The 12,255-nt window shown below is 49.1% G+C and carries 5 protein-coding genes; 1 reads left to right on the forward strand and 4 read right to left on the reverse strand.

Going from position 1 to position 12,255, the window contains the following annotated elements; genetic code table 11:
- Positions 1-239 precede the first annotated feature (239 nt).
- Complete coding sequence (dnaE, locus tag LKK83_RS17300; RefSeq protein ID WP_324632501.1) at positions 240-5,399, forward strand: DNA polymerase III subunit alpha; 5,160 nt, start codon at positions 240-242, stop codon at positions 5,397-5,399.
- A 163-nt stretch (positions 5,400-5,562) separates the two neighbouring features.
- Here the strand turns inward: dnaE and LKK83_RS17305 are convergent, their stop codons facing one another.
- The 4 genes from LKK83_RS17305 to LKK83_RS17320 form a co-directional block, all read right to left on the reverse strand.
- A complete protein-coding gene (locus LKK83_RS17305; RefSeq protein WP_324632502.1) occupies positions 5,563-7,500 on the reverse strand; it encodes a serine/threonine-protein kinase in 1,938 nt (645 codons plus the stop codon).
- Positions 7,501-7,675: 175 nt separating this feature from the next.
- Positions 7,676-9,520, reverse strand: a complete 1,845-nt coding sequence (locus tag LKK83_RS17310; RefSeq protein WP_324632503.1) for a serine/threonine-protein kinase — start codon at positions 9,518-9,520, stop codon at positions 7,676-7,678.
- 238 nt (positions 9,521-9,758) lie between these two features.
- Positions 9,759-11,918, reverse strand: coding sequence for an ATP-binding protein (locus LKK83_RS17315; RefSeq protein WP_324632504.1), 2,160 nt, complete (start codon positions 11,916-11,918; stop codon positions 9,759-9,761).
- A partial coding sequence (locus LKK83_RS17320) for a hypothetical protein (RefSeq protein ID WP_324632505.1) occupies positions 11,915-12,255 on the reverse strand: 341 nt, incomplete at its 5' end. The genes LKK83_RS17315 and LKK83_RS17320, both read right to left, overlap by 4 nt.

Below are 12,255 nucleotides of genomic sequence, written 5' to 3' on the forward strand. Positions count from 1 at the left end.
GCGCGTCAAAACGAGTTGAGAGGTACAACTTCATCTCAACTCGCGTGCTTGCCCATCCCGGGTAGCAATCGAGCCGATCGAAAATTCTGCGCCCTACTCCCTGGAGGTGATGGCATCCACAGGGCGATCGCAGTTAATTGAGTCCCGGAACTGGGGATGCCGACCGGGCAGGTTTTTCCCACGCGATCGGAACTTTCCTCCTTTCCGCATTGATTGTTTGTTCTATTTGGTGAGTGATTATGTCTTTTGTAGGTTTGCACATTCACACCGATTACAGCTTGCTCGATGGAGCCAGTCAGTTACCGCAATTGGTGGATAAAGCGATCGAGTTGGGGATGCCCGCCATCGCCCTTACCGATCACGGGGTCATGTACGGCGCGATCCAACTGATCAAACTCTGTCGCAGCAAGGGCATCAAACCCATCATCGGCAACGAGATGTATGTGATTAACGAACCCCTCGACACCACCAAGCGCTGTCGCCGATATCATCAAGTGGTCTTGGCCAAAAATACCCAAGGCTACAAAAACTTAGTCAAACTCACTAGCATTTCCCACCTGCACGGCATCCACGGGAAAGGGATTTTTTCCCGCCCTTGCATCAATAAAGAACTGCTCGAAAAACATCGCGAAGGCTTAATCGTCACCAGTGCATGTTTGGGCGGCGAAATTCCCCAAGCGATTTTGCAAAATAAATTAGATGTGGCTCGAAAAATTGCCCAATGGTATAAAGATTTATTTGGCGACGATTATTATTTAGAAATTCAAGACCACGGTTCCCGTGAAGACCGACTGGTTAACGTGGAACTGGTAAAAATAGCCCGGGAACTGGATATTAAAATTGTTGCCACTAATGATTCGCATTTTATTTCCTGCTACGATGTAGAAGCCCACGATGCATTGCTGTGCATTCAAACCGGGAAATTAATTACCGAAGAAAAACGGTTGCGCTATAGCGGCACCGAGTATTTAAAATCAGCCGAAGAAATGGCGATGCTGTTTCGCGATCACCTCCCGGATGATGTGATTAAAGAGGCGATCGCCAATACCGTAGAAGTGGCCGAAAAAGTCGAACCCTACAAAGACATCCTGCGCGAACCTCGCAGTCCCGACTTTCCCATCCCCGCCGGTCACAACGCCAAAACCTACCTGGAAGAACTCTCCTGGGAAGGACTCCTCGATCGCCTCAATGCCAAAACCCGCAGCGAAATCAACGAAGTCTATACCCGAAGGCTCGAATACGAGCTAAAAATGATCCAACAAATGGGCTTTTCCACCTACTTTTTAGTGGTGTGGGACTATATCAAATTTGCCCGAGATAGCCACATCCCCGTCGGACCCGGACGCGGTTCGGCGGCGGGTTCTCTCGTCGCCTACGCCCTGAAAATTACGAACATCGACCCGGTACATCACGGACTGCTGTTCGAGCGATTTTTGAATCCCGAACGCAAATCCATGCCCGATATCGATACCGACTTCTGCATCAAACGCCGGGATGAGGTAATTGAATATGTCACCCGACGCTATGGCGAAGACCGGGTAGCGCAAATTATCACCTTTAACCGCATGACCTCCAAAGCGGTATTAAAAGATGTGGCGCGGGTGTTAAATATTCCCTATAAAAAAGCCGACGAAATGGCCAAACTGATTCCCGTTTCGCGCGGTAAACCCACCAAACTTTCCGTGATGATTTCCGATAAAACCCCGGAACCGGCCTTTAAAGATGCCTATGAAAATGACCCGGAAGTGCATCGGTGGGTGGATATGGCCATTCGCATCGAAGGCACTAACAAAACCTTTGGCGTTCATGCGGCGGGAGTGGTGATTTCCGCCGAACCCCTAGATGAAATTGTCCCCGTGCAACGCAACAACGATGGCGCGGTGATTACCCAGTATTCAATGGAAGAACTCGAATCTCTGGGTCTGCTGAAAATGGACTTTTTGGGTCTAAAAAATCTCACCACCATTCAGCACACTTTAAACTATATCCAGCAAAATGGCGGCGGGCGAATCGACCCCTACGATTTACCGGCTCAAGAACGCAAAGCTCAGGAGGTTCTCGCCCGCAGTGAAGTCAAAAAAATGCCGGAAGATATCGCGAAAACTTACCGGGTTTTAGAACGGGGAGATTTAGAAGGCATTTTCCAGTTGGAATCTTCTGGGATGCGACAGGTGGTTAAAGAGCTAAAACCCTCGAGTATTGAAGATATTTCCTCGATTCTGGCGCTTTATCGCCCCGGACCGCTAGATGCCGGTCTGATTCCCAAGTTTATCAACCGCAAACACGGTCGCGAGCAAATTCAATACGATCATCCCCAATTAGAAACGATTCTCAACGAAACCTATGGAATTCTCTGTTTGCCGAAAGGGACGCAGATCGATAAACCTGATGGTTCTCAGGTAGCGATCGAAGAGATTCGCCCCGGAGATGCGGTACTGACCTCAGATGGGAAAACAGTTTGGCAGGCGAAAGTTGCCAAACAATGGCACAGTGGGGTAAAAGAAATCGTTAAAATTACGCTGTCTAGTGGGACGACTCTCTACTCCAGTAAAACCCATCGATTTTTAACCCCAGAAGGCGATAAACAAGCAGGAGAGTTGATACCGGCAGCAGGCGGATTGACAAATTCTCATATTTACAGTTCGGTACTGTACGAACGGTGGCCGGTTTCCAAAAATTGCAAGCAACTGAATCCCAATGAAGCGTATTTGCTGGGTTTACTGATTGGCGATGGCAATCTGGTGTCGTCAACCCCGACTATTGCTTGTTCGACAGAAGAAACGGCAGGGTATGTGTCGAATTTGATGGCGGCAACTTGGGGAGGAGAACCGAAGTATTATTTCCATACGAGATGCTGGTACGCTTACGCCAAGTTCAAGACGCAACCCAAACCTACTCCGTTGACACAATTTATGGATGCGGTGTATGACGGAGGGGGATGGAAAGTTAAATCGAAACAGAAACATTTACCGGCGGATGTGTTGGATTATTGCACTCGCGATCGCATCGATTTGTTGCGCGGGTTGTGGGACAGTGATGGATGCTATTCTCCGAGTGTGGTGTATTTCCACAGTTCGTCTTGTCAGCTATTGCAACAAGTGGGTCTGTTGCTGGGAAGTCTAAAAATTTCCTATTCGATCGCAGACAACTACGTTTACATCCTCGATTGCACTCGGTTCAAATCGATTTTAGGCACATGCCAACTTTCAGATGAGGAAAATGCAGATAATTCTCTAGCGATCGCCGCCAATCGGTTTAGGGAATTATTGACAGAAAAGAGCGATACCACCGACTGCATGAACCGCAAAACAGTGACGCGATCGCTGAACAATGCCACCTTATTAAAACCCCAAGCTTTCCCGTATAAAACCAAACTGGAAAACTGGCAAGAATTTTCCCACCAACTCTACCAAGAAACCTATCTGCGAGATGCGCGCTACGTTTACGTGGTGTCTGTAGAAGACGCTGGAGTAGCCGAGTGTTTTGACCTCCAAATGGAAGACCAAACCTCTCCCTATTTTCTCGCGCATGGGGTGGTCACGCATAATTGCTATCAAGAGCAAATTATGAAAATGGCGCAGGATTTAGCGGGATATTCTTTAGGTCAAGCGGACCTCCTGAGGAGGGCAATGGGCAAGAAGAAAGTCTCGGAAATGCAGAAGCATCGAGAGATATTTATTGACGGTGCAACTAAAAATGGAGTTGCGCCAAAAATCGCCGAAAGTTTATTCGAGCAGATGATATTATTCGCCGAATACTGCTTAAGCGCCGATACGGAAATATTGACGGTAGAAAATGGCCCACTGCCCATCGGGAAAATCGTAAAAGAGCAAATTCCTTGTACGGTTTATAGCGTCGATCGCGAGGGCTACATTTACACTCAGCCGATTGCCCAGTGGCACAATCGGGGTCAGCAAGAGGTGTTTGAGTACCAACTAGAAGAGGGTTCGATTATCCGAGCGACTAAAGACCATAAATTTATGACGCAAGAGGGGAAAATGGTGGCGATCGATGAGATATTTAAGCGGAAGTTACCCCTCACCGGGGTGTCGGTTAAACTCATCTCGCGCCAGTGGCTAGGAATTCAACCCGTCTATGATATTGGCGTCGAACGCGACCATAATTTCCTTCTCGCCAATGGCCTAGTGGCGTCTAACTGCTTCAACAAATCCCACTCTACCGCTTATGGATATGTCACCTATCAAACCGCTTATTTAAAAGCAAATTATCCGGTGGAATATATGGCGGCGCTGCTGACGGCGAATAGTGGCGACCAGGATAAGGTGCAGAAATACATCACCAATTGCCAGAGTATGGGAATTGAGGTGGAAAAACCGGATATCAATCGCTCTGGGGTGGACTTTACCCCGGTAGAGGGGAAAATTTTGTTCGGACTTTCGGCGGTGCGGAATGTGGGGGAAACGGCGATCGCCTGCATTTTAGAAACCCGCGCCAAAGACGGTCCGTTTACCTCCTTGAGCAATCTGTGCGATCGCGTGGAACTGCGAACCGTCAACCGTCGCGCCTTAGAATCCCTAATTCATTGCGGCGCAATGGATTGCCTCAACCCCAACCGCAAGCAATCCATCGCCCATCTGGATACAGTCATCAAATGGGCACATGACCGGGCGAAAGACCGAGATAGCGGTCAAGGCAATCTATTTGATTTGCTCGGAATGGACAATGGTGCAGAAAATAACGGCAATCAGGGGGGATTGGAAAAAATTCTCGAACCCCCCTCGGTGGAGGACTATCCCAAACAAGAAAAACTGCGCCTGGAAAAAGAACTCCTCGGGTTCTACGTCTCGGACCATCCCCTCAAATCCGTGCGAAAAGCGGCGCAAATTCTCGCGCCGATTAATCTGAGTGCCTTGCCAGAACAACGGGAAAATAGCACTATCAGCGCGGTGGTGATGCTCAGCGAGGTCAAACCCCTGACCACGAGAAAAGGCGATCGCATGGCGATCGTGCAAATGGAAGACCTCACCGGTACCGTAGAAGGAGTGGTCTTCCCCAAAACCTACGATCGCATTAGCGCGTTAATCCAACCGGATACTCGCTTGATTGTCTGGGGGAAAGCAGACCGCCGGGAAGACAAAATGCAAATTATCCTTGAAGATGCCGAACCGGTGGAACAGGTGAAAATGGTGATGATTAGCCTCACCCCCCAACAAGCGGGCACCATCGAACAACAACACCGTTTGCGAACGATTCTGCAAGAACAAATCAGGGATAAAGATAACGCGAAAGTCCCGGTGGTAGCGGCGATCGGTTCTGCCTATCAGCGTCAGTTCGTCCGCCTCGGCGTTCAATTTCGCGTGCAAGACTGCGAAAGCGCCGTCAATGCCCTCAAATCCGCCGGATTTCTCGCCTATCCTCACTCCCTGACCAATGGGTGAGGAGAATTGCGAATTGAGAATTGCCCCACAGGGGCATATTCTCCCGGGGTCAATTCTTTACCACAAAACTACTTTTTTGTCAAGGACTCGGGGAAAAATTCTCCATTGCGATCGGACGTTATATGCAAGGAAGTGTCAGGTGGCCCGTGGCCACCCTACTTATTTAAGGCGCTTGCCAGAGTTTGATGGTTTCGTCGCCACTGGCACTGGCGAGGGTGGAGCCATCGGGACTGAATGCCACGGCAAATACTCGTTCCTGATGGTCGGTCAAGGTGCAAATGGGGGTGAGACTGTCCATATCCCACAGGACGATCGTGCGATCGCGACTGGCAGTGGCGAGCATCTTCCCATCGGGACGATAAACCAGAGAATTCACCCGCTCTGAATGGCCGTGCAGGGTACCGGTTTGCACCCCTTTGCTCGCATCCCACAATATCACCGTACCGTCGAAATTCCCACTGGCAACCGTCTTCCCATCGGGACTAAACGCCACCGCATTCACCAATCCCGCGTCGCTGTAGAGGGTAAAAAACGGCCTGCCGGTCATCGCATTCCACAGCATCAGGGTGGTGTCGCGACTGCCAGAGGCGAGGGTGGAGCCATCGGGACTAAACGCCACGGAATACACCCAATTTGAATGCCCCCGCAGGGTGCGAATTCGCTTGCCGGTGCTGCTGTCCCACAAAATCAGTTTGCGGTCCCAACTGCCAGAGGCGAGGGTGGAGCCATCGGGACTGAAGGTGAGGGAATTGACTAACTCGGAATGACCGGAAAACCAACCCCCGAGGGTGCGAATCCGATCGCCCCTACTGGCATCCCACAGAATGATGTTTTTGTCGCGACTGCTACTGGCGAGGAGGGGCGATCGCGGACTGAATGTCACGGACAACACTAAATCCGAATGACCTTTCAAAGTGCTAATCCGTTCGCCGCTCGAAAGATCCCAAATCATCACCGTATTGTCCGCACTACCGCTGGCGAGAGTTTTGCCATCCGGTGCGAATCCCACGGTCCACACCCACCCCACATGACCGCTCAGGGTATGCAGGCATCGCCAACGGTTGGGGGAGAGGGAAGCGGCGGGAATCTCTACCCCAGGTGCGGTGGCGATCGCCTCTTCTTGAAGATTAACCCGAGGTGGCGGAACTGGGGTGGGGAGGATGTCTTGCAAATCGGCGATCGCTTCTACAGCAGATTGATACCGTTCGCTTACCCGGTCTTCTAACAACTTATCCAAAATCTGCGCCAACCCCTCGCTGACCTCTCGTCCTTTTTGCTGCAGGCGATCGCGCCAAATCCAACGCCCGGTAAGCGGATCGTAAAGCTCGTCAAGCCATTCCCCAGTCAATAATTGAATGCAACTCACCCCCAAACTGTACAAATCGCTCGCCGGATATGCCAGTCCTCCGCGTATCTGTTCCGGCGGCGCATATCCTTCAGTGCCGATGGTACTTCCGGTCCGCGCCAAACCCGTACTCGCCAAATGTTTGGAAATGCCAAAATCCACCAACACCAGCTCTTCTCCTCCCCAGAGTGCAGGGGTCGAGGCGGGCACTGTCGCCTCGGCGACCCGTTGGCGAATGCTCTCGGGTTTGATATCCCGGTGAATCACATTCCGTTCGTGGATAAACTGCAAAATCGGCAAAAGCTGTTCGAGCAAAATACGAATTTTCCCTTCGTCAAACGGACCGTGACGTTCCATCTGTTCGAGCAAACTCGGTCCTTCGATAAATTCTTGCACCACGTACAAGCGACTGTCTTGCTCGAAGTATGTCAGCACTGTGGGAATTTGGGGATGCTCTGAAATGGCCTGTTGTCGCTTTGCATCTTGGTTAAAAACCTCGATCGCTTTTTCTAGAGTGCTGTTTTCTGCGCCCCCCTCCATTCCCGTCTCTACCGGTAAATATTGTTTGATGACCAAAACAGCACCCGGATTTTGTTCGTCTACTGCCAAAAAGGTTCGCCCAAACCCCCCTTCTCGCAACAGTTGGGTCGCACGATAGCGATTTTGCAGCCGCAACGCCGTTTCACAACTTACGCACAGGGTGGCGTGAGGGGGGTTTTGGGGATGCGGGCAGGCAGGATTAACGCAATAACTCATATCACCAACCATTTAACAGATGTTTAACTAGAATATTTCTGTGGTAGCATTTTCCCCCCAAACCGTTCAATCCCTACCGAACAGACCACTAGCCTCGAACTCACTTGCAAACCAATCCCCGGAAATTCACCGAATATTTTTTTACTTTTTTTTAGGTTTATTTTTCCCCTTGGCTTTATAATATTGCTTGCCAAATTTTCACCGTTTTATCCCAACTGCTGCTCACCAGTCGCGTGCCATCGGGACTAAATGCCAGGCCGGTTATCGGTCCGGAATGCCATTTTAGGGTAGCAAATTCTTCTCCATTCTCCACATGATACAGTCGAATCGTGCTATCGCGACTGCCGGCGGCGAAAATGCGATCGTCGGGATGAAGCGCCACCGCCTGCACCCATCCGGGATTTTGAATGCTGTAGATGACTTTACCGCTGACGCTTTCCCATAATTTTATAGTTTTGTCTTCGCTTCCACTGACGATCTGCGTCCCATCAGAGGTAAAGGCGATCGACCTCACCGACGCTGAATGACCGGTCAGGGTATTTTTTAACGTGCCGTTATCAATGTCCCACAGTTTGATGGTATGGTCATCGTAACCGCCGCCACTGGCTAAGGTAAAATCTTGCGAAGATACGCATACCGATTCTACATATCCCGTATGACCGGTCAGCGTCCCGATGAAATTTCCACTGTTTAAATCCCACAGTTTAATTGTGTTATCAAAACACCCAACAACCAGGATTCCATCGGGACTAATTGCCAGGGAAATCGCATATCCACTCAATCCGCCCAGGGTTCGCATCAAATTTCCACTGCCCAAATTCCACAGTTTTAAGGTATTATCCAAACTGCCACTGGCGAGGATTTGATTGTCGGGACTAATCGCCAGACAACTTACCCATCCGGTATGGGCGCTGAGGGTGCCATGCAGGTTTCCCGTGACGATATCCCAGACTTTAATGGTTTTATCGTAACTGCAACTGACCAAGGTTTTGCTGTCGGGACTAATCGCGACATCGATCGCGTAGTTAGAATGCGCCGTGAGGGTGTGAACGCATTTCCAGGTTTGCGGAATTTTGGCGGGGGGCGGATTGTTCGCTGAGGGGGATGCTGGGGTGGAAAATTGCGGGGGCAACCAATATAAATCCACTAGGGCGCGATCGGCACTTTCATAGCGATCGCTCACCCACTCTTGCACTAATTTATCTAACACTTTCCCCAATCGCGGATTAATCTCGATGCCTCGATTCATCAGCGCTTCTCGCCACAACCATCGCCCGTTTATCGGGTCATAAAGTTCGTCGGGATTGCGATCGCTGAGCAGATGAATGCAGGTAACGCCCAAACTGTACAAATCACTGGCAGGAAAGGCTTTTCCCCCGCGCAATTGTTCGATAGGCGCATACCCTTCTGTGCCGATTTTGGTCCCGGTTTTTACCAACACCGTGCTGGTTAATTGCTTCGCTACCCCAAAGTCAATTAATACGCATTTTCCATCCGGGCGGCGCAAAATGTTTTCCGGTTTGATGTCGCGATGAATGATATTGCGTTCGTGAATGTATTGCAATATCGGCAACAGATCGAGGAGAATCGCTTCGATTTCTGCTTCCGGAAATGCTCCGTTTTCTTCTAGGTCTTGCAACAGGTTTTTGCCATCAATAAACTGTTGCACTAAATACAGTCGCCCTTCTTGCTCGAAATCGCCAAATAAGGTGGGAATCTGCGGATGATCGCCGAGTTGCAACAAACGCTGCGCCTCTTGGGTAAACATTTTGGTGGCGGTTTGCAGCATGTCGGGATTTTGCTGCACTTGGGGTAAGGGCAAAAATTGTTTGATGACGCACTTGGCGTTGCGCCGATCGCTATCTTCCGCAATAAAGGTCCTCCCAAATCCCCCTTCCCCCAACAGGGACATCGCCCGATAGCGATCGTTGAGTTGCAGTTTGGTTCCACAACTGCGGCAAAACTTCACATTATCGGGATTTTCGGGTTGCGGGCACTGGGGATTCACGCAATAGCTCATCAGCAAAACACCATCGAGGCACTGTTTCTATCGTAATCATTTTGGAGAAGATTTCACTCCTCATTCGGAGTGATTTTTTTGCGTGGCAATTCTCCCCCCTGTCCCCCTTTCTCCAATTTTACTTCTTTTTTTCCTAACTTGATGTAAAATTCTAAGGTTTGCCTATACTCACTCCTCGGGTAGACATTGCCCATCGCAATTTCGAGGGTTTGTACTGGGGAAATGCTCGATCCACCGATTACGATTTTGCCGGAAAATTCTGTTTCAGGGGAATCGCAATTTCAACAGTAGTGCCCTCACCAATGGTGGAGATACACTTCATCGACCCTTCGTGGCGATTGACGATAATCGAATAGCTCATCGAGAGACCCAACCCGGTTCCTTTTCCAATGGATTTGGTGGTAAAGAAGGGGTCGAAAATGCGATCGCGCACCTCTTCGGGAATTCCGCAACCATTATCTGAAATGGCAATCCTTACTTGGCGAGCGCTCTCGTTTAATTGCGTCTGAATGCGAATTTGACCCGGATTAACAGCCATTTCACTCGCCCTGCGCTTCTGATTGCATTCTTCAATCGCATCAATGGCATTGACTAACACATTCATAAACACTTGATTGAGCAATCCGGGATAGCACTCCACTAAGGGCAATTTTTCATAGTCTTTAATCACTTCAATCTCATCATAATCGGCATTTTTCTGCAATTTATTTCGCAGAAGCATCAAGGTACTGTCAATCCCTTGATGAATGTCCGCCGCTTTTAATTCTGCTTCGTCAAACCGGGAGAAAATCCGCAGGGATTGGACGATTTTTTTGATGCGATCGGCTCCCATTTGAATAGAATTAAGCAGGTTGAGAAAATCTTCTCGGACAAATTCTAAATCCAGATCCTCTAATTCTTCTTCCAGTTCTGCCTCTGGTGTGGGATAATACTCCTGGTAGAGTGCGATCGCCCCTAACAACGATTCCGCATACTCCTTCGCTGGGGTAATATTTCCATAAATAAAGCTGGTGGGATTGTTGATTTCATGGGCGATTCCCGCCACCAATTGCCCTAAAGAAGACATCTTCTCAGTTTGCACTAATTGCGCTTGAGTGCGCTGAAGCTGTTTTAACGCTTGTTCCAGTTGATGGGATTTTTCTCTTTCTAGCGCTTCCGCTTCCATTCGCCCTTGAATTTCCCCCTGTAACTTCTGGTTGGATTGCACTAACTCTTCTTCCGTCTGGTTGCGGCGGATAATTTCTCTTTCTAATTGCTGATTCGATGCGCTTAACTCGTTTTTGCGCTTTTCTAGCACCTGTTTGCTTTGATTGACATAAAAAATAAATGCCACCAATAAAAATGCCGAAAAGGTTATCCCCAGTAGTTGAAGGGCAAAATCTTGGCGGTAACTGCGAATGGTAGTGTCGCATTCGTAAGCCATCAAATACGCAACAAACTCGCCTTGCACATTTTTAATCGGGACAAATGTCACCACATATCCTTTCCCCTCATCTTGCAAGGGAACCGCAAACGCTAAATTTTGATTTAACTTTTTCTGCACCAGGGGCTTCAATCGGCGATTGATAGATTTAATTTCTTCCCAAGACAATGGCGACTCTTCCGCATTTTCCGGGGAATTCAGCATGGCTTTTTCATAAAAAAAATCATCGCTAATATCGCTAGGGACATAATTATCCAACTCCGAGTCAAACACTTTCCGCCGTACCACGTCTTTTTTTAACATAAACGCATATTTTGCTGGAAAAAGTTGGCTCATTTGCTGTCGGATTGCCTGAAAGGAAATGCTGGTTTCCACACTTCCGATGTGGCGAGTTTCTTCTGTGGATGAGTTTTCTGGCGAAGCAAACAAGGGAAACACATATCTAAATCCGTTGTAAATTCTCCCTTCTTCAAATCCGGTGATAAAAGTCTTTTCGGTATTGGCGATTTTTACCGAATATCTGACATCAAAGAGGGGGTCGCCATATTTTGGGGGTCGGTGAAAGCGCAAGAAACTGGTGCCATCGGGCAAATGAAAGTGCAGTTGCTTCAGGTTGTTTTGCTTGAGATTTTGATAGGTGGGATTTAAGCGATCGAAGAGCTGGCGGCGCAGAGTATCGCGTTGCGCTTGGGTGGCGGATTCGGCTTGTTTGAAAATATCAATAACCTCTGGCTGGTTAATGACTTCATCGTAAATCGTTTGCGAGACCAAGCCATAGGTGTCTACGGTGACGAGATAGGCATCTTCTAGTTTTAATATATACCGGGACAAAAAAAGTGCTTCTTTTTCTTTGGCATGGTGCAGTAATCCGAAAACGGTTATGGCTTCTAAAAGGATAAACCCAATACAGTAGCCCGTACAACTGGCGAGGGATAGTTTGGGTTTCCCGAGTTTAGGTGGCAAAATTTTCATCATTTTTTCCGATTCAGGTTGAGCAGCAATGAGTGTACTCGCTTCCAGTGACGCCAATTTCTCCTGGCGATTTTTCTCTGGTGAAATCTGGTGGTTTTCGGTGGATGCGGACCGTTCATGCGATCGCATTCGCCGCCAAGGGTTCCGGGGGTCCGTGAGAATCGCCACTGGGGGCAGATCTCAAAACCGCCAATTTTTGATAAGATAGGGGTGGGTGATTTGATAAAGAGGAATTTAGTTGCGCTCAGAGCGATCGCTCTATCTAGTTTAGCTTCTCGGCGGGAAGCCCCGCGCTCTACCCGTGCTTGGTGAGCGTCGGGATGAGAGCCAGGGGAAATGG

The organism is Phormidium sp. CCY1219, assembly GCF_035615515.1.
GTDB lineage: Bacteria > Cyanobacteriota > Cyanobacteriia > Cyanobacteriales > Laspinemataceae > CCY1219.

Excerpts from the sequence above, each read along its gene's own strand:
- dnaE (WP_324632501.1), top strand. The coding sequence starts at position 240 with ATGTCTTTTGTAGGTTTGCACATTCACACCGATTACAGCTTGCTCGAT.
- LKK83_RS17315 (WP_324632504.1), bottom strand. The coding sequence starts at position 11,918 with ATGATGAAAATTTTGCCACCTAAACTCGGGAAACCCAAACTATCCCTC.
- LKK83_RS17305 (WP_324632502.1), bottom strand. The coding sequence starts at position 7,500 with ATGAGTTATTGCGTTAATCCTGCCTGCCCGCATCCCCAAAACCCCCCT.
- LKK83_RS17310 (WP_324632503.1), bottom strand. The coding sequence starts at position 9,520 with ATGAGCTATTGCGTGAATCCCCAGTGCCCGCAACCCGAAAATCCCGAT.